A 22,971-nucleotide genomic window follows, 5' to 3' on the forward strand; every position below is an offset into this window, starting at 1 on the left:
AGCGCGGTGCGACGACAGTACGATGCCGGACATGCGCTGCCCCCTGTGCTTCACCCACGACACGAAGGTTGTGGACTCCCGACAGACCGACGGTGGCATGGCGGTGCGCCGTCGACGAGCTTGCCCTGAATGCGGGCACCGATTCAGCACATTCGAGCGGCCCACGACGGTGATCGTGATCAAGCGCGATGGGCGCCGCCAGCCCTTCGATGTCGACAAGGTCCGCCGCGGGGTGACCATCACCCTCGCCGATCGGCCCGTTGCGGATGAGGCGGTCGATGATCTGGTGGCGGCGGTGGAACGAGCCGCGTACACCTCACGGCAGAACATGACCGCCGATGAGATCGGCCAGCTCGTTCTTGAGGGATTGCGAACCCTCGACGAGGTCGGGTATCTCCGGTTCGCCTCCGTGTACAAGGAGTTCCAGGATGCAAGCGACTTCGAGCGTGAGGCGGCATCACTTGAGGTTGATCCGCTCAGATCTGAGTGAGGTCGTCCATGTGCGTCTCGAGTTCGCCTGCGTAGTTCACGATGCGTCCGTCGATCTCGGTGCGGAACGCTCCGAGCGCAGTTGCTTCTTCGGTCATGAGAGAGGCGCGGAGGGCGTCGAGTTCCGTCACGAGGGCCAGGGCGACGGTGGTGTTTCCTTCCGAGAGCGCCGAAAGGTACTCGGTTTGCCAATCGGTGTAGCGAGCGTGGGATGCCTGGGCCGCGGCCTTGACATCGCCAAAGGTCGGTTCGTCGGGAAGCTCGGCAAGGGCTGCTGCGTCGTCTGCGAGCGACGCAGCGAGCGTGACACTGATCGTGTTGATCGTCTCGGAGCTTGCGGTTGTGGGGAGGTTTCCCGGACTGAGCATCGTGGGGATCCTGACGCGGTAGACATAGCCGTTCCCAAGGCGGCCAGCGAGTTCGCTTCCCTCCGTACCGAGGATCGCGGTTTCTTGTTTGAGGGGTTCGAGGGCGTCGATCGGCCCCTTCGGTACGAGTGGCAGGATGCTCGGCAGCGGTTCGGATGCAACCTCTTGCATGGTGAACGCGGCGCTGTCGAGTTCGGCGATCATCGGTATCGCCGTGGACAGCGATTCGGGGGTCGAGTCGATTGTGGTGATTGCGTCGAGGGCAGACTGGGCGCCAGGGAGTTGGTTCCGCACTGCGACGGTCGCGTCGTAGTAGCGCTGGCGGACTGCGATCGCCTCCGACTCGGTGGCCCGCGGGAGCCAGATCGCGGCAATACCGACAGCGACGATGAGCAAGATGAGCACCACCACGATGGGCCATCGATACGACCTCCGGGATCGGAGTTGCCGTGGAAGCTCTTCGTCGAACGCTGCTGCATCGGAAGGCGGCTCGTTCACAGGCTCGATCACCTGCTTGGCCTCGGGCATGGGGGGCGGGGGCGGGAGATTCGGTGCCATGGTGGCCGCGGCGGCGGCCGGTTGTGGAGGCAGCCGCCTGCGGTCGTAGGTTGCGTTGAGGGTGCCCGGATCGCCGTCGAAGGACGAGACCGTGATGCTTGTGGTTCGAATGGTCGTCGTGGCAACCCTCCGCTCGTCGGACGGTGCCGATGCCGCGGGACCATCGGCAATCATGTCGTTCTCGCGGGTGAGATCAGCGATCGCATCCGCACCCGAGGGAGATGGCGGAGCGGCTCCGACCGCTTCGAGAAACCACGAACCGTTGTCGCGGTCCTCGCCGTCGGGGATGCTGGTCGTCATGTGTTCGTGCTCCGTGGGACAATCCGGTCATGAAGATACCCGTCGTTCGCCTTCATCCTCGGATTCCCATACCCACGATCGCGCATCCCGGTGACGCCGGAGCGGACCTCGCGGCCGCCGAAGACGCGACCATTGAACCGGGGGCGGTCGCACTGGTGGGGACGGGGCTTCGGCTTGGCATTCCTCGCGGATACGCAGGATTCGTGCTGCCGCGTTCGGGTCTCGCAACCCGCCACGGGGTCACCGTCGTGAACGCGCCGGGCCTCATTGATGCCGGGTATCGCGGGGAGTTGCGTGTGGGTCTGATCAACCATGGCAATGCCCCGTTCCGCGTCGCTCGCGGAGACCGGATCGCCCAGCTCGTCATCATGGCGATCGAAGCCCCCGAATTCGTCGAGGTGGCGTCCCTCGACGACACGCCTCGGGGGGAGGGTGGATTCGGATCCACCGGTATCGAGGGCCGGTAGAAAGAACCCCCTCGTGATACCATCGGGGCCACGCGGACGTAGCTCAGCTGGTAGAGCGCAACCTTGCCAAGGTTGAGGTCGCCGGTTCGAACCCGGTCGTCCGCTCCGCGAGGAGGGCGGTCCACCGTGACCGCCTTTCCTGTTCGGCGACGTGGCCGAGTGGCTAGGCAAGGGTCTGCAAAACCCTGGACGCGGGTTCGATTCCCGCCGTCGCCTCTGATCGGTGTTGATCGACCATCCAGCGGGTCACGAGTGCGTCTAGAGTCGCGTGATCCGACTGATCGAGGCGGCACCATGGCCGAGATGACCGAACCTGGACCCGCGCAAGCGCCGAAGGCAACCTTCGGCAAGAAGCAGATCATTGCCACGATCCTGACGCTCATCGTCCTCATCGTGGTCTTTGCCGTCGTGCTGCCCCAGTTCGGTGACTATGGCGAAGCGTGGTCTGCAATTCGAGCCATGGAGGCGTGGCAGCTCGGACTCATCGTGGCCGCGACGGTTGGGCTCATCATCGCCTATGTGTATCCGTACTCGGCAGCGATGCCGGGACTGCGATATCGCCATGGCTTCTACACGCGTCAGACATCGTTCATGATCTCGAATGTCATCCCGGCCGGTGGAGCGTTTGGACTCGCGATCCAGTACGGGATGCTGTCGAGCTACGGATACGGACCGGCACCGGCGACTGCAGCGATCGGTATCACCGGCGTCTGGAACACGCTTGTCACGCTCTCCCTCCCGTTGGTCGGTGTCGTCGCCCTGATGGTGACGGGTCAGGGCGGTGTCGACAAAGTTGCGCTCACCGTCCTGGCAGCCGTGGTCGTTGTCGTCATGGTCGGTGGGCTTGCGTTGATCCTGCGCAGCGAACCTCTGGCACGCCGCATCGGGAGCTGGGGCAACGCCGTTGTCGCATGGGTGTCGAAGCTCATCCGACGCGACCTGTCGTTTGATGCCGAGGCGGCAATCGTCGACTTCCGCGACTCGATCATCGATGTGGTTGCGGACCGCTGGGTGCTGATCACGCTCGCGAATGTGGGCCAGCAGCTCGCGCAGTTCGCGATCCTGTACCTCGCGGTTGCCGCCCTCCAGGGGGGTTTCGGGGGGCCGGTTTCAATGGCGGAAGCGTTCGCTGCGTTCTCTCTCGGAAGGCTTGCAACCTTCATCCCGATTCCACCAGGCGGCCTCGGCACCACCGATGCGATCATCAGCGGCATGCTGACGACCTTCGGGATGCCGAGCAGCGATGCCCTCGCCGCGACCCTCGTTTGGCGCGCGGCCACCTACTTCCCTCAGGTCTTCATCGGAACCCTCACCATGGTGCTGTGGCGACGCGACGCGGCCCGAAAGGCGGTTGCGGCGTGACCTTTGCCGTTGGGCGAGGGGACCACTATCTTCGGCTCTCCCATCCGGGCGATTAGCTCAGCGGCAGAGCACTGCCTCGACACGGCAGGGGTCACTGGTTCAAATCCAGTATCGCCCACAAGAGAGAAACCCTACGGCTGGGGGCTGTCGCACAGATGGTTTCTGGGCAGCGAGTTTCAGCGTGTTGTGGGTGAGGACGCGCCGATCTTTGTTCTGGATTTATGTGGCTGCAAGTCGGTGGCGGTGGATTTTGAGAAGGTTGTGGACTGTGCATACGAGTCGCCATTCATTCGATGTAGCGTCGAGCCCTCGCATCGAGAATCTCTGAAACCCCAGGTTGGCTTTGACGTTCTCAATAACCGTCTCGACGGTGGTTTTCCGTTTGGCGTAAAGGGCTGCGCCGTGTTCGGTAGCGAGACATTCAACCATTGCTTGTCGGATCTCGATCGAATCGGGGAGACCGCTGCGATGATTCTTTAAGAGTTTGCGGGCTGTGGTCGTAGAAGCGCCCATCTCGGCGGCGGCTGCGGTGACCGTGATCTCCCCTCGGTCGAGGCGTTCAACAACTTGTCTATGTTGAGGAGTCTGCTGATCATCGGCGCCAAATGCGAGGGTTGTTCTTCGTCTAAGTGCGTGAACAGGGCGTAGGCGTCTTGGTTCGGGTCGCTCCGAGGACGGCCTGAGTGGCGTCCTGGGGTCTACTGATCATCGAGGCCACATGCGAAACGGTCGTACTCGTCTGCCTTGGCGACGCGACACTATTCGCTCCGGGCATCGGGCCGGGGCTTGCTAGGGACGCACGGCGGCCCGGGATCGGAACACGATGTCACACCGGACGTGGATCGCAGGTTGGCTCGAGCCGCCTTGTTTGCAGGCGGCTACGCTCGGAGTGATTCGATTGGGTCGACTCGGGTGGCTCGGATTGCTGGGTAGACGCCGGCGAGTGTGCCGACCGTGGCTCCGAGGAGGGTTGCGAGTGGTGCCGCTGGTGGCAGCGCGTAGGCCCAGCCACGGATGGCGGAGAGGGAGGAGCCGGCGAGTATCCCAATCGTTGTACCGGCGAGCCCTCCGACGGTTCCGATGAAGGCGGCTTCTATGAGGAACAGTGTGGCGATGGAAGCCTTGGTGGCTCCCATGGATCGTCGGATGCCGATCTCGGCTCTGCGTTCCCAAACGGCGATGAGCATGGTGTTGGTGATTCCGATTGCTGCGGCGGCCAGCGTGACCGCGGCTAGGGCGACGATGAGGTCGCGAGTGTCTGCGGTGATTCGTCCCCGGAGCTGCTCGGGTTGAGGTGGCAGCTGGATACTGACCAGGTTGGGCTCTTCTGGGTAGACGAGCAGGGCTGCCCGCTGTGCTACTGGCTGTGCCGTGCCCTCTTTGACGCGGACGAGCAGTGATCGGGGCTCGATGTTCGGGTCGAGGTGGCCGACTGCGTTTGGGTTGACGATGACGCTGGTGGTCAGGAGCCCGGTGTTGTTTGCGTCGGCGACGACGCCGACTACGTCGAACGGTTGGCCATTGAGGTAGATGGTCTGCTCGCCGGCGGTTGGGGTGACGTGGTAGTCGCGGGCGAGCGTTTGACCGAGGAGCGCGATGCGTGTGTTTTGAGCTTCTGCCCAGTGGGTGGGAATCGCTCCGGCGATGATGTTGGCCTTGGCGGCGAGGAGCCCGCTGCTGTCGGCCACGATGAGGGGGACGTTGCGGCTCTCGGTCTGGCGGGCAGTGCGTATTGAGAGGGGTGTGGTGTCGGCCGCGATATTGGTATAGATCCCGGCGGCGATGACACCGTCGAGAGTTGCGAGTCGGTGGGCGATCGCGGCCGGGGTGTCGGCGTGTTGAGCGTGCGGGATGTCTATCGTCACGGCATTGGCGGTGAACGCGTCGAAGCGGCGGGAGACCTGTAAGGAACCGCTGGCCGTAAGGCCCGCGATAGCAACGATCGCGGCGATGCCGAGGCAGACTCCGAGGGCGGTGAGGGCGCTGCGTTTCGGGCGACGGGCAACGCTGCGCCACGCGTCACGGATCTGATCGCTGGTCACTTGCTGGTCCGCATCGGGTTGATGATTTGACCATCGCGCAAGCTGAAGACTCGGTCTGCTCGCTTGGCGACGTCGGGGTCGTGGGTCACGATCACGACTGCGCGGTCGGTGTGATCGGCCTGGGTGAGGATGTTGAGTACGACCTCGGTGTTATTGCTGTCGAGATTGCCGGTGGGTTCGTCGCACAGCAGTAGCAGTGGGCGGCGGACCACGGCGCGAGCGATCGCCACTCGTTGTTGCTCGCCGCCCGACAGGGTGCCAGGAAAAGCCGCCAGCCGGTGGCTCATTCCTACGGCTCCGAGCGCATCGGCGGCCGCCGCGCGGTGTCGGCTCTGCGGCGTCCCGTGATATTGGAGGCTGATCATTACGTTCTCGAGGACCGTCAGGTGTGGTATGAGGTGAAACGACTGGAAAACGAATCCGATGCGCTGCGCTCGGAGTGCGGTTAGCCGGCTGTCGGGAAGGTCACGGGTTTTGACACCCGCCAGTGTGTATTCCCCTTCGGTGGGGCGGGCGAGTAGGCCAAGGATGTGGAGCATCGTCGATTTCCCGGATCCGGAGGTTCCGGTCACCGCCACGATCTCTCCCGCTCCGATCGTGATGGTGACCTGGTGGAGGGCCGTGACGTGGTTGGAGAATCTCTGCGTGACGTTCGTGAGGGCGACCAGGTCAGGACGAGGGAGGGTCATCGGTGCTGTCCGCGGTGACGAGTTGCACTTGGTCCCCAACGCGCAATGAGCCGTCGGTCGCTTCCACGACGACGCGGCCCGATACGCTGAGACCGACGTTGACATCGACGGGTCGGCTGTTGTCGCCTTCGACTACGTCGAGCCATGTGTTTCCGGCGCCGTCGTCGTGAATCGCCGTGATCGGAACCGTCAGTGCCTCCTGCGATGAGACTGCGGTCGTGATACTCAGGGCGCCGGATGACCCGATACGATCCGGCGTGAGCGGCTGGGTCGGTTCGAGTTGGACGAGCGTCGTGCCGAGGGTCGGTGATGCCCCTTCGTCGTCGGTGGATGAGCCCGGTGGCGACGGTGCTGGGACGGCGACCACTTGGGCGGCTGCGACAAAGCCGTCCGAGAACCTGACCTCGGCTGGTTGACCCGAGCGGACGCCCGCGGCTTCGACAGTCGCGATGGTTCCCACGAGCGTCAAGGCTCCCGAGGATACGACCAACGCGTCGGCATCGACAGTCGAGCCGACTGTCACGCCAACTTCGGTCACGCTGCCCGGGAGCGTGTTGACGAACACGATCTCGCCGAGCGGGACGATGGCGTCGGTGCCCGTCTCGCCTACTTCAGACCCGTCGGCGTCCAGGGGCTGGTAGCCGAGGTCACGGTACAGAGCCGCGACCGCGCGGGCGGTGGCGCGATCGTAGAAAGCCTCATCCCATACCTCGCCGTAGCCAAGGTCTGCCAACGCCTCGTGAAGCTGTGCGACGTCGGGTCCGCGGGCGCCAAGTGTCATGGGCCGGTAGGCCGGTACGGGGCCTTCCATTGCGATGATCGGCCGATTGGCCACAGCGAGAAGCACCGTGCCGGCAGCCACGGGATCTCCTGGGAGGAGCGGAACTTCGGTAGCCACTGCGATTGTGCCCTGCGGAACCGCTGGCGCTCCGATTCTCGTTGTGGTTTCCGGTCGTACCTCGGCCTGTCCGGTCACGGTTTGGGTGAGCGTTCCCTGCTCAACCGCGACGACGACTCGCGGCTCAGCGAACTGGCTGGATCCACCGCCGTTGTTCGCGATCCCGCGACCGCCAACAAACCCGGCTAGTCCCCCCAAAACGATCGCGACCGCGACCGCGATCCATCGCATCGGTCGTCCTCGGGGACGGGGACGCTCTTCTGTCTCCTGATCTCGGAGCAGTCGGAGGTCGTTGTCGGGTGCCGTGCTCATGAGGCGAGGATTGCCGCGACGCGAGCGGAGGCGGAATGCTGCAGCTCAGCGATCCCAAGCAACTCGCCTTCATGGTCGTTGATCCAAGACGACGCCGCTGCGACCAGTGCGTCGTCCACAGCCTCATACACACCGCTCGCGGTTTGGCACTCGGCATCCGTCACCGCCATCGCAACCTCATCCGGGCTTGGCGCGCCTGTCGTCGGCCGCGACCCGAAGCGCTCTTGCGCTAGTTCGACGGCGCCCGACACTGTCGCCACGTCGAAGCCTGCATCGCGCATGCAGCCGGCGTAGCGGCCTTGCGCCGCCTCGAACTCGGTCGACGCGTACGCGGTTTCACTGAACTGCCGCAGCCCCTGCGGAAAGTACTCAAATGTGAGGAAATCGGCGACGGAGCCGTACACGGCGATCCTGCCTTGAGCAACACACCCCTCCGAAGCGGCACCAACAACCGCGCCGTCTGGAAGATTCACCGTGACCTCCACGGCGGTGTCGTCCACCTCCGCCCGCGAATACGCCAGCTGCTGGTCGGGTGTCAGTGTCGCGAGATACGCCGCGACGGCTGAATCGACGTCCTGGTGGCTGGTGTCGGCGGTGCCGATACGTGTTCCGTACCCATCCTGTTCTGCTTCGCCCCGGTTCATCCGGAACGGCAAGCCGGCAAGGCTGCGCGTCGGGCGAGGATCGGCTCGCAACAGAGTGTACGGCAGATATCCAAAGCCGGCCGCGGCCATGCACTCTGCGGTCACCTTGAGTTCGGCGACTACGAACTCCACAGGCGTGTTGTACAACTCGACGAGCGCCTGGCGAGTGGCAGGCTGCACAGGTTCAGCCGCCGCGCCAGACGCGCATGCCGCCCCCGCCACAGCCACCGCACCCAACAATCCAAACAGTCGGAGTCGGCGATCGTGCATGATCAATCGCTCGCATTCAAAGGCCATTGACCGGGGCTGGCGGCCATGGGAGTGTGAATCGCTGTCAGGCGCCGGGCCCCGGTCAATGGAGTGGACGGATGTGTCAGGTGCAGTTCTGAGCGGACGTTCTCACGTAGAAGTGGTCCGTCTTGTTGTTCTGCGAACCCAAGGTCGACACGTTCGTGTTCGGAGCAAAGTTCCAGATCGTGTCGTCGCCCGGGAACCCGTTATTGACCGCACACCAGCGATTCCCCGTGCGGTTCTTGCCCGAAGACACAAGATCGTCGGCCACGTCGACATTGTTCGTTCCAGCAGCCGCTCCCGAGTCGAGCAGCTTCGGATGCACATAGTTCGTGCCGTCAAACGCACAGAACCGACCTGAATTGCAGTCTGAAGCCAGGGCAGGCGCCGCTGCCCCGACGACCAATAAACCGATCAGTAGCACGACTGTGGATAATCGTCGCACCATGGCGTCCTTTCGTTGAAGTGCCAGCGAACGCTGACGAAATCGGGTTGCATCCCCCTCTCGAATCCAGCGCCCCTTTGGCGAGGGCGACTTAGATAGTCCTTGGTTGCCGCTTCCGCAACAACCCTTGCGCGCATTATCACCGAACACGCACCAGGTGTCAAGGCCCCTTGCGCAAGGGTTCTTGACATGTGGGCTTGTCGTGGGCAATCTGACCTCATGAGAGGAGAGGTGCCAGATGCCGCTATCAGTGAGCTGCTTGTTGTGCTCGACGACTTGGTTGGCGTCGCAGATGCCAATATCGAGAGATCGCGACAGATCACACGACGTATTTGGGTGCTACGGCGGCAGGTTGCATCCGGACGATCGCTTGTCGACATCGTGCGAAGCGAGCGGCGGCCGCTCATCGTGGAACTGATCACGGAGAACGTCAGCGCTCTCAATCATGTCGGTGCGCGGCTTCGCTGGTCCGAAGCGACAGCTCTGAAGCAGGAAGGCATCACCGTGGCGGAGATCGCCCGTCTGTTAGGCGTGAGCCGACAGCGGATCTCTGACCTGTTATTGAACCCTCCCGAATCAGTCGTATCCGGCAGAGTTGCCAAGTAGCGGTCGGTCAGACAGCGTAGGCGCCGCCTGCGTCTAAGTCTGGTTAGACGCAGTTCAGGTTCGGAGTACTTCGCCTAACGGGGCGTGGACCGGCTGGTAGAGTCGCCGTTGTACTTCGTCTAACAGGGAGCGTGGGGAATGGCGGCTGGAACCGGCACACCGTCGTTCGGCCTCGCCCAATGGTCGTGTATGAATCTGAAGGTGTCCGCAAGACACGCTCATACCCACCGAAATGCTACGAAGAGCACCGATGGACCCTACGCGCCTCCAGCCCATGGTAACTAACGGGAAATGGGCTACTGCATGGTGCATCGCTGAGCCACATCGCAGCGATCGTTCTGCCTCGACACGGCAGGGGTCACTGGTTCAAATCCAGTATCGCCCACCACAACACCGGACGCGTCGCGCGTCACGCCGAGTTCAGACGCGGAGGTCGCTCATCAGGTAGTCGATCACCTGTTGTGCCGAGTACTCGGTCGAGCCATCGGGGGCGAACCGGGCGACGAAGGCAGCATCATCCCCTGAGGTGACGAGCATCTCCTCGGTTCGGCCTGTCGGCGTGACCTGGGGGAGCCCCACATTGGCGAGCAGTGAGTTGCACAGGCACTTCCGTCCGACCGTGTCAGCAAGCTCTCCACCCTTCTCGAGGTATTCATCGACCGGTTCGGATGGGCAACGCCACCCGATGGTCCCGTTGGGTCGTTCGTAGGCGTGCCGCAGATAGCCAAGGTCGCAGATTCGGTCTCGTTGCTCGTACAGCACCGGGTTGGACAAGGTCTGTAAGAGCTCGACAACCTTGAAGGGGAATCCCGTCGGCGACGCCACGGGATCGGTGTACACCTTGACATCGTGCTCCCGAGATTGACGGATCACCTGGTCTTTGACATCTCGCGTGAACCCGGACTCATTGCAGTAGGCGAACGCGGTCCCGACCTGAACCCCGACAGCACCCGCTTCGATCGCACTCTTGACCTGATGTGGCTCGGCATAGCCTCCGGCGAGCCAGAAGGGTTTGCCCAGCTCGGCGATCGCATCGAGATCGACTTCGTCCCTTTCGCCGTAGATCGGTTCCCCGATCTCGTTGAAATCGCCCTTCTTGCGCGGCGGAGCATTGTGTCCTCCGGCGACGGGGAGTTCCACTACGAAGCCATCGACCTCTCCGGATGACTTCGTCGCGAGCATCTTGGCGAGGATGTTGGAAGACACGATGGCGAGGAACCGGGGCCGCGGCAGCTTCCCAACGAGGTCTTTCGCGAACTGGGTTGGCGAGAACCGAACGAACGGGTCGGCCTTCTCGGTGAGGCCCTTCACATCGATCCGCATCTCTACATCGAAACCCTCGGCGAGTTGGTCGAGAATGCCCGGGATGGCTTTCGGGATGCCAGCACCCATGAGGATGTAGTCGACCCCGGCAAGCATTGCACCATAGATCGACGGGAGGGTCGGGACCTGGATCTTCTCAAGGAAGTTCACGCCCACTGGATTGCCATGGCCCTCCTTTGCGAGGAACACCTCCACGAAATTCGCAGCCACCAGGAGCTCGTTGGTTGCCTGAGACGCCTTGTGACTGATCATGGGCTTGGTGACAAAGGGCTCGTTGTCACCCTTTCCGCCATCGATGAAGTACTTGTCGATGATCCGTTTCGCCATCTCACGGACGGGGAACGATGCGAGGGCTCTCCGCATGTGCCCGTCGGGGTCCCCCATCTGGAGGCGCCGAGCCAAAATGATGTCGAGGGCCGTCCCGGAGACAACACCGAGTTGTCCCGTACGCGACACAGCGTTGGCGAGTCGCCAATCCGAGACAGCCGCGCCCATGCCACCTTGAATGATGATGGGCAGGCTTGCGGTCATGGCGGCTCTCGATTGGTAGACGGACGAAGCGGACCTGTCTGCACGCGACACGCTTCTGACTCGTGCAGGGTATGGCTGGTTTCGGGTTTTGTGTGCCGTGCGAGAAACTTCTGTTGTTCGCCCGATCGGGCGGGACTGGTACACTCGGAAGCGGATCCGCAAGGAGGGCTCATCGTGGCATTCGAGATTGTCGAGTTCCGTGATCCCGCGCCGGTTCCCGGCGAACCGATCTCGGACACCATCGAGACGGTGCTCGGCACCTACGACACCGAGGCCGAGGCGATCCAGCACGGTCGACGGGTATGGAAGGAAGCGCGGGCATCGGGCACCCGGGATGTCAGCTGGTGGATCGTGCGGGCTCCGAATGAGTCCCTCGCGAGATGGATCGCAGACCGGTCGAGTGACCGCGAACAGATCCTCGATCTGACGACGAACACGCTGCGACCCGTTCCATCACGCTTGTCCGAGTAACCCGCGAGCGGGTTCTATCCTCGCCCCGATGAGCGACACCACGACCACCATCGTTGAGATCACCGACGCCGCGCGAGAGAAGATCCTCGCGCTGCGTGAAGGCGAGGATCTGCCCGATCTGCATCTCGGGCTCCGGATCACCGGTGTGGGCGCGCAGGGGTTCATCTATGAGACCTCGTTCCTTCGCCCTGACGACATCGCATCAACCGACATCGTGGAACAGCACGACGGGCTCGGTGTTGCGATCGACCTCGACTCGGTTGAGAACCTGCGGGGAGCAGTGCTCGACCTGTCCGGGGACGGCACGGGGCCCGGTCTTGTCATGAGGAACCCGAATGTCCCGACACCGAGCGTCCCCGGCGGAGAGCTCGGAGACCTCGAGCTCACGGGAACGACCGAGGAGAAGATCCGCCAGCTCTTGGAGGAGCGGATCAATCCTGCCATCGCAAGCCATGGCGGTGTTGCCCACCTCATCGCCGTCGAAGGATCTGTGGCTCAACTCCAACTCGGCGGAGGGTGCCAGGGATGTGGCTTGGCCGCCGTGACGCTTCGCCAAGGCATCGAGCGAGCCATCCTCGACGCCATACCCGAGATCGACCAGGTCGTGGATGTCACCGACCATTCGATGGGGACGAACCCGTTCTACGCCTGACGGCGCACAGGCCTCCGACTCGTCGGATTTACTCCTCCTCGAGCCCTGCCCGAATCGTTCGCATCGCACTCAGCGCGCTTCGCTCGCCCTCGGTGCCGATGCGGGGGAGCTTCGCTGACCTGCGGGAATAGAACGAGCCAACCTCGGTCGCTTCTTCCTTCGACGGCGTCTCCGGGGCGCGAGGCGACGGCACTGACGGCGAGTAGTCCATCGTGAGGCCCTTGCGCGGTGGCGGAGCCGGTTCGGTCTGGCTCACTGCCGTCGCATTCGTCGAGTGCGACGAATCGCCTCGTTCGGGAGGTGGTGGCGAATCGGTGACCGATGCGATGCGTGCAAGTCGGTTTTCGAGCTGTTCGACGAGACTGCGAGTGCGTGCCACCTGGTCGAGGAGCCGGTCATGCTCCGCGGAGAGGGCCTCGTTGGCGGCGACGAGGGCAGCATGTCTTGCTTCGAGGTCCGAGATGTCGGTGGCCGGCTCTCCACCGTCGGCGAGCGACGAGCGGGCATCGACGAGAATCGCCTCGGCCTCGTCGCGGGCGTCGGTCACCATTCGGAAGGCGTCATAGCGAGCCTTGGCAATGATCTGTTTTGCCTTCGCCGTTGCTTCGGCAACCGACGCGTCGATGTCAGTTCCGTCAGCGTTCTCGACGCCAGCTTTTCGGATCTGGTCCGTCGTCACATCAACTCTCCATGCACGCCACAGCGCGCCTCCGCCTCTTCCCATGGTATCGGAGAATGAGCGGTCCGTATTGAGCCGAATCTCAAGGTCGCGAACTTCTCACCTGTTGAGATCATCGATCGAGTTGAGAGCTTCCCGGATCGCCTCGAGTTCCGCCCGAAAATCCTCTCGCTGCTCGGCCGTGGCATCGAGGAGGTTCCGATTGTCGACGAGCTGGATACCAGAGGCATAGAGCGCTGTTGTGATGGCCTCTGCGTTGCGAATCCGCCCGTGCCGGTACATCTGCTCACCCATCAGGAGGCAGCGGGCGGCGAGCTCGGTGGGCTCAAGCTTCTGGTCGCCCGCAAGGGCAAGCGTCTCGGCGACGACGCCGTACGCTTCGAGGAACGGGCGTAGGACGATGGGGCTCTTCGGCGGGTTCATCGCATCCACATCGACGCGCACCGGCGTACCTGGCGTTGCTTGCCCGACCCGATACCGGCTGATCTCGCCTCGGATCTCGTTGGCGAACTCGTCGGTGGGGGCGAAGAAGAACTCAAACTTCAGCAGATCCCTGAGAGCGAGTGCCCGTGCGACGATCGAGTCCTCGAGCATTTCGCCGAACGCAAAGTCGAGTGCAAGCGCCAGTTCGGCGATCGCCACGGGGATGAAGAAGTGGATGATCGTGTTGCGGTAGTAGGCCGCTGCGAGATGCTGGTCGCGGGTGATGCTGTAGATGCGGTGGGTGAGACCATCGGTCCGCGTGACGACCCCGTTCACGACCAGCTGCTCCAATGCCGCCCTCGCCTGTTCTGGAGCCGCCATCGACACCGGCGACGAGGTTGGAAGGTTTCGATCTTCGACGAACGCAACAAACGGCTCAAGGATCTCGATCGCCTCCGACGCGGTCACCCCTTTGTTGCCGACCGACAGGAGCGCCATCGTCACGAGGCTGATCGGCGTGATCGGGGTGACATCGTTGATCCTGGTCGATACATCGAACGCAAGTTTGGGAAGGGCGAGCTTGCCCTCGTCGGAAGACAGGTCCAGCGTCGGGTTCAGGTGCTCGGAGAGCAGCAGCGGTTCACCGAACCGAACATAGATGTTGCCGTGGCGGCTGCGCAGGCCCGAGATGAACTTCACCGCCCATGCAAAGGACTCCTTCTCCTTCTTGTGTCCCCGCTGTTCGGCCGTGTAGGCCGCCACATCGGTGATCTGGTCGTAGGCGATCGACACCGGTACGAGGGCGACATCGTCGGTGATGCCGCGCTGATACGAGTCGGCGACATAGGCAAGGAGCCCGAGACGCGGTTCGCGGAGTTTGCCGGATCGGGATCGGCCACCTTCGATGTACCACTCGAGTGCGAAACGCTTCTCCAGCAGATAGTCGAGGTACTGCTTGAGGACGAACTTGTACGGCTCGTTGTGCTTGAACTCCCGGCGAATGAAGAAGATTCCGGCACGCCGGAGGAGTGGCCCGATCAGGAAGAAGTTCATGTTGATGCCGCCGGCGGTGTGGTTGAGCGGGAGTTCGTTCTCATACAGCACATGCTGGAAGACGAGGTGATCGAAGTTCGACTTGTGGGATGGAAGGAACACCAAGGGTTTCTCGTCTGCGAGTTGGTAGATCTCGTGCAAACGGGCGGGGGAGTAGTCCACCTTCTGGTGGGCCGTTGCGATCATCGCCGATGTGATGCCGTTGACGATGTCGATCACATACGGTGAGTGCTGCGCGGCGATCTCCTTGAGATACCGTTTCGTGCGCTGGAACATGCGCTTTTCGGGCTTGCGTTCGGATCGAGCAAGGCGCTGCACACCCGCCTGGAATGCCCGGCTCCAGAAGAGGTCCTCCATGAGGAACTTCGGTACCTTGTAGTGAAGCCCTCGTTTGTTCCGTTCGGCTCGTTCGAGTGCCAACCATGCTCTGAGCGCGACGAACTCCCCAAGGGTGGTGCCGTCGGTGACCGTTCGACCGCTCGGCTCGGTCCAGAGCTTCTCGATGACGCTCCGCCGTGCAGGGGCGCCCATCACGATGCGGATCCGATCTGGGTGTCGGGTGTGGATGAAGTGTTGGAGGAAGATGTTCGGATCCCTCGGATCGCCGGGGATAAGGACATCCTTGACTCGCACCCTTCGGACTCCTTCGTGCTCTCCAGCGAGCCACACGACCCGCAGCGGCACACACAGTGGATCGTCTTCGCGGTGGAGTCGTTCGCTGATGGCTGGGTCGACGCTGCCGAACTTGTGCTGCCTGCGCGACGGGGGAATCCGGAGCCGGGTCATGGGCTCGGTCACGCGAGGTTCGATCTCATCGAGATAGTGGTGGATCATCGATGCCTCCAGATCACTTGAGGCGTCGATCAGGACCACATACGGCCCGGGTTCATCCGGCCACATCGGGGCGCGCGGCACGCGGCCAACCATCAAGGAGTGTCGTCGTTGGGGGTCGAGCCTGTGTCAACTGCGGCTTCGTCGGCCCCGGTGGGTTCAGCGCCTTTCGGTAGCACATCTCCGACGAAACGCAGCACCTTCGACAGGGCCGACGATGCGATGCCAGCCGCTGCCGACAGGGCCCCCGTCGCGCCCGTTGCCGCCGCGCCTCCCGCCGCAGATGCCGAATCGCCAGCGGCGCTTGCTGCTTGGGCCATCGCGGCCGTCATTTGGTCGATCAGATCCTTTGGGAGGTTCTCCTTGAGGAAGTCGGTGACGATCGTCACGACCTCGACGACCTTGTCGGTGGGAAGTCCGGTTCGGTCCCGGATCTCTTTGATCAGATCTTCCAACTTCGACCCCTCATCTGGACGCGCGATCATTGTACCGACTGCGCTTCGGCGTGGCTCACCGAGGGGCCGAACTATGGTCCTTGATGAAGGCGTGCATGCGGTCTCGTGCTTGTGCAGCGATCGGGATGGGAAACGCATCAAAGGCATGGATTCCCCCGGGATAGAGAGCGAGTTCGGCCTTGTTTTCCGCAGCGACCCACCGGCAAGCCATGAAGAGTGAATCATCGACGAGTGGGTCCCAGGTGCCGACCGTGAACAACGCCGGGGGCATGTCACTCAGATCCCCGTACAGCGGGGACAGATGCGGATCCATGGCGTCGGCGAGCGTGGCCGAGGATCCGAAGTAGTGGTCCGCGAACCAAACGAGCGATGCAGGGTCGAGCACCAACCCGCGGATGGTCCAGTTCTTCACCGATGGTGTCCCCGGGGGGAAGTACGACCCGTAGACAAGGTTCGCGGCACGCCAATCGGTAAACCCGGTGCGATCTCTGACCGCGAGGAGAACGGAGGCGGCAAGGTTCGCTCCAGCCGACTCTCCGCCGATCGTCAAGCGATCCGTACCGAACTCGTCCGACGCGTTGTCGATCAGCCATTCGGCAGCAGCGACGCAGTCATCTGGACCCGCTGGATACGGATGCTCCGGCGCGAGCCGATAGTCGATCGAGACCACCGTGACCCCTGCGGCGTGCATCATCGCGAGGTTGCCGACATCGCTGAGATCGGCAGCTCCGAGCACCCACCCACCCCCGTGGATATGGACATAGACGCCCGCTGGGTCGTCCGCGTCGATGACGCGCAGCGGAATCTCGCCGCCTGGTCCCGGGACGCGGAATGTGCGCGCTCGGGGATATTGGATCACCGGTCCGAAGACGCTGTCCCCCGCACGACGAGCTGCTCGAACCTGGTCGGGGGTCGCGTTTGCGAGCGGCGGTTCGGTGAGCAACCGGTCGCGGATCTGCTCGACGAAGGCTCGGGTCTCGTCCGTGACAGCCGAGTCGGTGAAGAGCTCAGGGTCGATGTGCACGCCGCCCAGCGTACCGCCGCGCCCGTTCAGCCCCAACCGAGTTCGTGGAGTCGTGCGTCGTCGATACCGAGATGATGCGCGAGCTCGTGGAGGACCGTGGTGCGGATCTCTCGGCGGAGGTCGTCGTCGGACAGCCCGAGGGCGAGATGTGGCCGGTGGAACACCGTGATCTGGTCTGGTGCAACCGCGTAGTAATCCACGCCGCGCTCGGCAAGCGAGACGCCCTCGTACAGTCCGAGAAGCGATTCGCCTGACGGGTTCTGGTGACGCGAAGGCCGAGACTCAACGACGACGACGAGGTTGTCGATCTGGTCAATGACCCACTCCGGCAGCGAATCGAGCACCCTTTCGACCTCTGCCTCGAACTCGTCGATATGCATGGAGGGATCGTAGGGTCTGCCCTCGCGGTTGGCGGCTCTCGCGCGGTACCATGCGCCACCCACGGGGGCGATTAGCTCAGCGGGAGAGCGCTGCATTCACACTGCAGAGGTCACTGGTTCAATCCCAGTATCGCCCACTCGATGCGCGCACCAGTGGAAACCGCGTTGGGCCCGTGAGTTGGTGATGAGACCCTCGTCTCGAGCGGTTGTCCTGCGCATCGGGGTGGCGCTCGTCGCGCTGGTCCTCATTGCATCGGTGATCGGCGGCATGATGCTGTACTGAGTCGGATGATTCGGCACGGAGTTGACCGTGACTCCGGTGGGGGTACCATCCCACTCGAGACGCCACCCGATCCCTGAGGGTGGGCACGCAACGACTGGGCCGTGACCATGACCTGGACGCCTGACAGCTGGCGCACGAAACCTGCGCTCCAACAACCCGACTATCCGGATCGGGACGCGCTCGACAGTGTCGAAAAGGAGCTGGCGTCGTCGCCTCCGCTGGTGTTCGCAGGCGAAGCTCGGCGTCTTCGTGAACAACTCCGGAAGGTTGCACGGGGTGAGGCTTTCCTGCTTCAAGGGGGTGATTGCGCGGAGTCTTTCGCCGAGTTCCATGTCGACACGATCCGTGACACCTTCAAGGTCATGCTTCAGATGTCGGTGGTGCTGACCTATGGCGCTGCCCTTCCGGTTGTCAAGGTGGGTCGGATGGCGGGTCAGTTCGCGAAACCGAGAACCGCGGACTCCGAGACTCAGGGCGGAGTCTCGCTCCCCATCTACCGCGGGGACATCATCAATGGTATTGCCTTCGACGCCGCGTCCCGAACGCCTGACCCCGGCCGCCTCCTCAAGGCCTATCACCAGTCGGCACTGACCCTCAATCTGCTACGAGCGTTCGCGCAAGGTGGCATGGCGAACCTCGAACAGGTCCACCGATGGAACCTCGAATTCGTCACGGACACCGACCAGTTCACACGGTATGAACGACTTGCTTCGGATCTCGACGAGACGCTTGCGTTCATGCGTGCCATCGGCTTGACGCCCGACACGGCTCGACAGCTTCGCGAAACCGACTTCTACACGAGCCACGAGGCGTTGTTGCCCGGATACGAGCAAGCCTTGACCCGTGTGGATTCGATGTCGGGCGACTACTACGCATGCTCTGCCCACATGCTGTGGATCGGGGACCGCACCCGGCAGGTCGACGGGGCGCATGTCGAGCTCCTGCGAGGTGTCGAGAACCCGATCGGCCTCAAATGTGGACCGAGCCTGACGCCCGACGAGCTCGTTCGCCTGATTGCCACCCTGGACCCCGACAACGACCCGGGACGCCTGACACTCATCACCCGGCACGGCGCCGATGGAGTCGCTGAGCACCTCCCCGGCCTCATCGAGGCCGTCGAACGCGAGGGCATGGATGTCGTGTGGTCAGTCGATCCGATGCACGGCAACACGATGGTGTCAGCCAACGGGTACAAGACAAGACCGTTCGAGCGTATCGTGTCGGAAGTCGAGCAGTTCTTTGCCATCCACCGCGACTACGGAACGCATCCCGGAGGTGTCCACTTCGAGATGACCGGCCAGAATGTGACGGAATGCACCGGTGGGGCCATCCAGATCGAAGAAGCCAACCTCGCCGATCGCTATCACACGCATTGCGACCCGAGGCTGAACGCGAGCCAGGCGCTCGAATTCGCTTTCATCCTCGCGGATCAGCTCCGAGGTTTGCGGGGACTCCCAACTCGACCCAACGAGTGAACTGGTACCCAGGGTTCCCGTTCAACAAAAAGGTTCTCTCCTGTCCACAGAACGCACCATTCCGTGGGCCATAGTTGACCTTTCAGTTGAACGGGAACCCTGGGTACGCGTTCACGGGCCTTCGACGGCTAGACGAGGATCGGGAGGCTGAGCAGCACGATGACGCCGACCACGAGCATGGTGGCCCCGATTCCGACGACGATCATCCGGTTGCGCGGCTTGTAGATCTTGGAGCTCACGCCTGCGAAGAACAGCACCGAGGCGAACAGCACCATCGTGAGGACATAGTTGTCTCCGTTCTGGTTCGACTGCCGGGCTGCCGCGGCCTTGGCGTCGGCAACCCCGACGAGGCGTTGCGCCTCGACCCGTTCGGCCACCACATACTCGTCCATCACAAACGGGGACGATGGGCTGTCGGTGTTGTTCAGAGGATCGGTTGCGAGCCATGCTTGAACGGCGGGCTTGAACTCGTCCCGGAACCGGAAGTACAGGAAGCCCGACAGGGTTCCCCGTTGTGGCACATACTCGGATGCATCGTCGAGCACCAGCGTTCCGGCCTCCATCTCGTCGAAGACCGCAGCCACCCAATCGATGTACATTGCGACATCGATCTGGGAAAGCTGGCCGCCGGCCGTGTCGTGTCGCGTCGACTCGGTCCGAGCCGCTCCGGCTTCCGAGAAGTTGATGGACTGCTGACCGCTCCACTTCCCGGCCTGGAAGGCAGACCAGGCGGTGAGGATCGTCGCGACCGCCAAGATGACGGTTGCGATCAGCTCGATTCGGTCGTTGCTGCCCCAAAGATTGGAGCCTCTGTCGGTTTCGATTGGTTCAGGCATGACGGGATCGTAGACGCTGCGAGGTTACAGCATGGCCGTTGACCCGCTGAGGTGTTGGTCGAGCACCCGCCAGACAGATCGACGAGCGAGCTGTCGGTGCATCGACCGCAGCGTCGCCATGAAGGTCGGAACCGCGGCGGCGGCCGACATCGGGTTCGGCCGCGACAACTCGAGCACCGCATCGTCGGGCCGCAACACGACCACTTCGGTATCGGGCCATTCGCTTCTCACCACCGCGAGTTCTCCCGCAAGGGCCTTGCGACCGACACGGTCGAAGATGTCCTCGTACATGCGGCCCCCGGAACGTGGCTCGGTCGCAGCAAACGGTGCAATCACAATCACGAGGTCCAGTGGGTCAGGATGGGCAAGGATCAGGTCGAGAGAGGTGCCTGACGCGAGGCCCCCGTCAGCGTACCAGCGATCCCCGATCCGAACCGGCTCGTACACGAATGGAACCGCTGACGAAGCAGCGACCGCCTCCACCAGGGTGGCATCGGGCGCTGACTCCATACCGAACGGCACGCGCACATGCTCGCGCACATCATACGCAACGATCGCTGTCGGCTTGTCCGGCCATCCATCAGCGAGAGCACCGACGGCATCGCGAACCCACCGTTGCAAGCCGTCGGTTCGAAACATCCCGGGGCTTCCCACCGCAGCGTGGAGGCTCGGTCGCCGCAGCGCCGGAATCAGCCCCCGCCGAATCCACCTGATCGCTCCCCGGGGCGCTCCGCGCGTGTAGAGGTAGTCGCTCAGGTAGGCATGGATCTCGTCCCTTGACTCTCCCGTACCGGTGAAGGTCTCCATGTTGAGCTGCCCGCCGCGCACCATGGCACCTACGAAGGCGCCAGCAGAGGTACCGATGAGGGCCTCACTGTCGTTCGGCTCCCATCCGGTGGCCATCCCGATCGACAGAAGCGTTCCGAAGTGGAACGCCGCCCCCGTGATGCCGCCACCTCCCAAGACAAGTCCTACCCGGCTCACGACGGGGAGCATATCGGCTGGTGGACCTGTGGCGGTGCACATCGGCCCTATCGTGCGCAGGTGCCGACCGATGCTGCCCATCGAAGCTTCCTCGAGGATGTTGCCGCGGCTCAGGGGTATCAGCCACTGAGCGAAGCCAAGGTGTTTGGTCTCGAGCGTGGGGAGTCGTTCGTTTCGATTGCCGGTGACGATGGTATCTGCGGCCTTGGCGTCGCCGTGGCCCACTCAGCACCGAACGGAACCCGGTGGGCCGTCGAAACGGCGGTCCACCCCTCCATGCAGTTCCCAGCGTTCGAGGAACGGCTCCTCACCGCCACCGTCGATCTGGTACCGGAAGGGGAGCGGCATACGGTGTGGAGTGCCAGAGCAAGCCTTGATGGCGTCCTGGAACGATCCGGCTACCTGCCCGTTCGGTCCCTCGTCGAAATGGGTGTTGATCTCCCCTTGGGGACATCCGCCGTGCTCCCGGTTCGGCGGTTCGCAGCGGATGACCTCGATGATCTGATCGATCTCAACAACACTGCGTTTGCCGATCATCCCGAGGCCGGGAACCTCGATCGGCAAGCAATGGCTCAGCTCTCAGCCCAGCCGTGGTTCGATCCCGACGGCATCTTGTTGCATCCCCCCGACGGGCCAATCGTCGCCTTCTGCTGGACGAAGGTCCACCCTGACGGTCGTGGAGAGATCTATCGGATCGGGGTCCGACCCAAGGAAGCCGGGATGGGTATCGGGAGCTCCATCACCGAGCAGGGTCTCAACCACCTTGCTGCCGAGCATGGATGCACCGAGGGTTTTCTGTGGGTCGACGAGACGAATGCCGCTGCCGTTGCGATGTATCAGCGGATCGGGTTCACTCCACGCCGCAGGAATCGGGAATTCGCGGCGAGGCGTGTTCAGCCGAACCGATGACCGCACGACGGGCAGTGGACATCCCCGTCTGATGTCTGGGCGCGGCACCACGGGCACGGCAGGTCGCTTCCGTCGCCGACGAGCGCTACCTGGGGTTCCCTCCCCATGTTCGGTGACGGAACGGCCCGGCTGCCGACCGTGACGAGCGCGATGGTTACGAACACGGCGGCAAGGGCAATCTCCAACATCGGCTCTCCCTCCATCGGGTGACCCAATGTAGGCGCAGACCGCGAAAATCCCCGGTATTTACTCGCCGAGTGCCCCGAGCACCGCGCGGTTGAATTCGGGCACCAGATTGTCGGGAACATCGGTCGGTTTCGACGAGAGCTGCTGTTCCGCGAGGTGCACAAGCGCCTGCGCTGCGTGGTAGACGATCCAGCGGTCGAGCTGGGCAGGCTCGAAGGTCTTTCCGTAGCCGCGAAGCACCGCCGCGGCTGCAACCGGCCCCATGTGGATACCAACGGACCACGCGGCGCGCGACAGGTCCCACTCGGGCGGTGCGAGCGTTGCCCATTCCCAGCTCACAAGGGTCACGCCCCCCGCGTCGTCAACGACGAACTTCTTCGCGATCGGATCCGTGTGCGAGACCACCGGCGTCCCAGCGTGGGGAGGCTGCACCGTTGTCGCGGCAGATACCAACTCGGCGGGGACACCGACCCGTGCCCGGTAACGGTCGAGGCGACGCAACGCCGAACGGAAATCCACAGCGATCCACTCCTGATCGATGCCTCGTGCGAGATTCGAAAAGGCGGCAGGCGCAGCTCGGTGCAGCGACGCGAGGATCTCCCCGGTCTTCTCTGCCAGTCCGGGATTCTCAGGAAGAGTTTGGAGGTTCCATTTCCCCCCATCGACGAACTTCGCCCAGTGGATCCCCTCTTCGACCCCCCGTTCGACGATCAACGGCACGCCGGGCACATCCGACAAGGCATCGAGCGCATGCATCTCCCGACGGAGGCGCGAATCGGAACCATAGATCTTGAGGATCTCGGTGGAATGTTCACGCCAGATCCGGAACACATGGTTTGCGCCCTGGAGGGGTGTCGGGGAAGTCAACTGCTGGACCGCCGTCCCTTCGGCGAACTTCTCTGCCAGCGCTTTCGGATCCATTGCCCCACCCTTGTCGTCGTATCCCGAACGATACACACCAATGCCGGACGAGGGTACCCTTGCCGTTCACATCCGTACGATCAG

The 22,971-nt window shown here is 63.2% G+C and carries 24 protein-coding genes and 4 tRNA genes; 12 read left to right on the forward strand and 16 right to left on the reverse strand.

From position 1 onward, the window contains the following. Window positions 1-31 precede the first annotated feature (31 nt). Window positions 32-490 carry a transcriptional regulator NrdR gene (nrdR, locus tag R2823_07180; protein MEZ5175974.1) on the forward strand — a complete coding sequence of 153 codons (459 nt, stop codon included), beginning with the start codon at window positions 32-34 and terminating at the stop codon, window positions 488-490. Here nrdR and R2823_07185 read toward each other — a convergent pair. Next, entirely contained in the window at window positions 477-1,715 is a 1,239-nt protein-coding gene (locus R2823_07185) for a hypothetical protein (GenBank protein MEZ5175975.1), read from the reverse strand. The genes nrdR and R2823_07185 overlap by 14 nt on opposite strands. A gap of 29 nt (window positions 1,716-1,744) precedes the next feature. On the opposite strand from R2823_07185, the gene dut reads away from it, so the two are divergent. The 5 genes from dut (at window position 1,745) to R2823_07210 (ending at window position 3,662) form a co-directional block, all read left to right on the forward strand. After that, window positions 1,745-2,182 (forward strand): dUTP diphosphatase, encoded by a 438-nt coding sequence (dut, locus tag R2823_07190; protein ID MEZ5175976.1) that lies wholly within the window; start codon window positions 1,745-1,747, stop codon window positions 2,180-2,182. A gap of 32 nt (window positions 2,183-2,214) precedes the next feature. Continuing rightward, window positions 2,215-2,287, forward strand: a tRNA-Gly gene (locus tag R2823_07195). A gap of 40 nt (window positions 2,288-2,327) precedes the next feature. Next, a tRNA-Cys gene (locus R2823_07200) sits at window positions 2,328-2,398 on the forward strand. Between the two features lie 87 nt (window positions 2,399-2,485). Next, the gene (locus R2823_07205; GenBank protein MEZ5175977.1) at window positions 2,486-3,544 is read left to right on the forward strand and encodes a lysylphosphatidylglycerol synthase transmembrane domain-containing protein; all 1,059 of its coding nucleotides are present in this window, start codon (window positions 2,486-2,488) and stop codon (window positions 3,542-3,544) included. A 46-nt stretch (window positions 3,545-3,590) separates the two neighbouring features. Next, window positions 3,591-3,662: transfer RNA gene (locus R2823_07210), tRNA-Val, on the forward strand. A 760-nt stretch (window positions 3,663-4,422) separates the two neighbouring features. On the opposite strand, the gene R2823_07215 is transcribed toward R2823_07210, so the two are convergent. The 5 genes from R2823_07215 to R2823_07235 all read right to left on the reverse strand — a co-directional run bounded on the left by R2823_07215 (window position 4,423) and on the right by R2823_07235 (window position 8,868). Then, window positions 4,423-5,586, reverse strand: a complete 1,164-nt coding sequence (locus R2823_07215; protein MEZ5175978.1) for an ABC transporter permease — start codon at window positions 5,584-5,586, stop codon at window positions 4,423-4,425. After that, on the reverse strand, window positions 5,583-6,275 hold the full coding sequence (locus R2823_07220; GenBank protein MEZ5175979.1) for an ABC transporter ATP-binding protein: 693 nt from the start codon (window positions 6,273-6,275) through the stop codon (window positions 5,583-5,585). The genes R2823_07215 and R2823_07220 overlap by 4 nt, the downstream gene beginning before the upstream one ends. Further along, a complete protein-coding gene (locus R2823_07225; GenBank protein MEZ5175980.1) occupies window positions 6,256-7,404 on the reverse strand; it encodes a hypothetical protein in 1,149 nt (382 codons plus the stop codon). The genes R2823_07220 and R2823_07225 overlap by 20 nt, the downstream gene beginning before the upstream one ends. A gap of 77 nt (window positions 7,405-7,481) precedes the next feature. After that, window positions 7,482-8,426 (reverse strand): hypothetical protein, encoded by a 945-nt coding sequence (locus R2823_07230; protein ID MEZ5175981.1) that lies wholly within the window; start codon window positions 8,424-8,426, stop codon window positions 7,482-7,484. A 76-nt stretch (window positions 8,427-8,502) separates the two neighbouring features. Beyond that, window positions 8,503-8,868 (reverse strand): peptidase inhibitor family I36 protein, encoded by a 366-nt coding sequence (locus tag R2823_07235; protein ID MEZ5175982.1) that lies wholly within the window; start codon window positions 8,866-8,868, stop codon window positions 8,503-8,505. Between the two features lie 228 nt (window positions 8,869-9,096). On the opposite strand from R2823_07235, the gene R2823_07240 reads away from it, so the two are divergent. Next, on the forward strand, window positions 9,097-9,471 hold the full coding sequence (locus tag R2823_07240) for a hypothetical protein (protein ID MEZ5175983.1): 375 nt from the start codon (window positions 9,097-9,099) through the stop codon (window positions 9,469-9,471). A gap of 420 nt (window positions 9,472-9,891) precedes the next feature. Here R2823_07240 and R2823_07245 read toward each other — a convergent pair whose 3' ends face one another. Continuing rightward, window positions 9,892-11,325, reverse strand: a complete 1,434-nt coding sequence (locus tag R2823_07245; protein ID MEZ5175984.1) for a nitronate monooxygenase — start codon at window positions 11,323-11,325, stop codon at window positions 9,892-9,894. A 174-nt stretch (window positions 11,326-11,499) separates the two neighbouring features. On the opposite strand from R2823_07245, the gene R2823_07250 reads away from it, so the two are divergent. Continuing rightward, window positions 11,500-11,796: a hypothetical protein gene (locus R2823_07250; GenBank protein ID MEZ5175985.1), complete on the forward strand. Its 297-nt coding sequence runs from the start codon at window positions 11,500-11,502 to the stop codon at window positions 11,794-11,796. A 28-nt stretch (window positions 11,797-11,824) separates the two neighbouring features. Continuing rightward, complete coding sequence (locus R2823_07255; protein MEZ5175986.1) at window positions 11,825-12,448, forward strand: NifU family protein; 624 nt, start codon at window positions 11,825-11,827, stop codon at window positions 12,446-12,448. A gap of 28 nt (window positions 12,449-12,476) precedes the next feature. On the opposite strand, the gene R2823_07260 is transcribed toward R2823_07255, so the two are convergent. From R2823_07260 to R2823_07280, 5 genes are all read right to left on the reverse strand, one after another. After that, entirely contained in the window at window positions 12,477-13,127 is a 651-nt protein-coding gene (locus tag R2823_07260; GenBank protein ID MEZ5175987.1) for a hypothetical protein, read from the reverse strand. Window positions 13,128-13,226: 99 nt separating this feature from the next. Further along, on the reverse strand, window positions 13,227-15,518 hold the full coding sequence (locus tag R2823_07265) for a 1-acyl-sn-glycerol-3-phosphate acyltransferase (protein MEZ5175988.1): 2,292 nt from the start codon (window positions 15,516-15,518) through the stop codon (window positions 13,227-13,229). An 11-nt stretch (window positions 15,519-15,529) separates the two neighbouring features. Continuing rightward, window positions 15,530-15,889 (reverse strand): hypothetical protein, encoded by a 360-nt coding sequence (locus R2823_07270; protein ID MEZ5175989.1) that lies wholly within the window; start codon window positions 15,887-15,889, stop codon window positions 15,530-15,532. Between the two features lie 55 nt (window positions 15,890-15,944). Continuing rightward, a complete protein-coding gene (locus tag R2823_07275) occupies window positions 15,945-16,913 on the reverse strand; it encodes an alpha/beta hydrolase (protein MEZ5175990.1) in 969 nt (322 codons plus the stop codon). Between the two features lie 26 nt (window positions 16,914-16,939). Then, window positions 16,940-17,293, reverse strand: a complete 354-nt coding sequence (locus R2823_07280; GenBank protein ID MEZ5175991.1) for a metallopeptidase family protein — start codon at window positions 17,291-17,293, stop codon at window positions 16,940-16,942. A 65-nt stretch (window positions 17,294-17,358) separates the two neighbouring features. Here R2823_07280 and R2823_07285 point away from each other — a divergent pair. Next, window positions 17,359-17,430 (forward strand) — tRNA-Val (locus tag R2823_07285). Window positions 17,431-17,677: 247 nt separating this feature from the next. Then, window positions 17,678-19,051 (forward strand): 3-deoxy-7-phosphoheptulonate synthase class II, encoded by a 1,374-nt coding sequence (locus R2823_07290; GenBank protein ID MEZ5175992.1) that lies wholly within the window; start codon window positions 17,678-17,680, stop codon window positions 19,049-19,051. A 128-nt stretch (window positions 19,052-19,179) separates the two neighbouring features. Here the strand turns inward: R2823_07290 and R2823_07295 are convergent, their stop codons facing one another. Both R2823_07295 and R2823_07300 read right to left on the reverse strand, forming a co-directional pair. Beyond that, window positions 19,180-19,887 carry a hypothetical protein gene (locus R2823_07295; protein MEZ5175993.1) on the reverse strand — a complete coding sequence of 236 codons (708 nt, stop codon included), beginning with the start codon at window positions 19,885-19,887 and terminating at the stop codon, window positions 19,180-19,182. A gap of 24 nt (window positions 19,888-19,911) precedes the next feature. Further along, window positions 19,912-20,871 carry a patatin-like phospholipase family protein gene (locus tag R2823_07300; GenBank protein ID MEZ5175994.1) on the reverse strand — a complete coding sequence of 320 codons (960 nt, stop codon included), beginning with the start codon at window positions 20,869-20,871 and terminating at the stop codon, window positions 19,912-19,914. A gap of 60 nt (window positions 20,872-20,931) precedes the next feature. Between R2823_07300 and R2823_07305 the strand changes: the two genes are divergently transcribed. Beyond that, a complete protein-coding gene (locus R2823_07305; protein MEZ5175995.1) occupies window positions 20,932-21,780 on the forward strand; it encodes a GNAT family N-acetyltransferase in 849 nt (282 codons plus the stop codon). Here the strand turns inward: R2823_07305 and R2823_07310 are convergent. Then, window positions 21,765-21,968, reverse strand: a complete 204-nt coding sequence (locus R2823_07310) for a hypothetical protein (GenBank protein MEZ5175996.1) — start codon at window positions 21,966-21,968, stop codon at window positions 21,765-21,767. The two genes, R2823_07305 and R2823_07310, sit on opposite strands and share 16 nt — an antisense overlap. Window positions 21,969-22,026: 58 nt before the next feature. Next, entirely contained in the window at window positions 22,027-22,923 is an 897-nt protein-coding gene (locus R2823_07315) for an aminoglycoside phosphotransferase family protein (GenBank protein ID MEZ5175997.1), read from the reverse strand. Between the last annotated feature and the right edge of the window lie 48 nt (window positions 22,924-22,971).

Source organism: Acidimicrobiia bacterium, assembly GCA_041393965.1.
Classification (GTDB): domain Bacteria; phylum Actinomycetota; class Acidimicrobiia; order Spongiisociales; family UBA5794; genus UBA5794.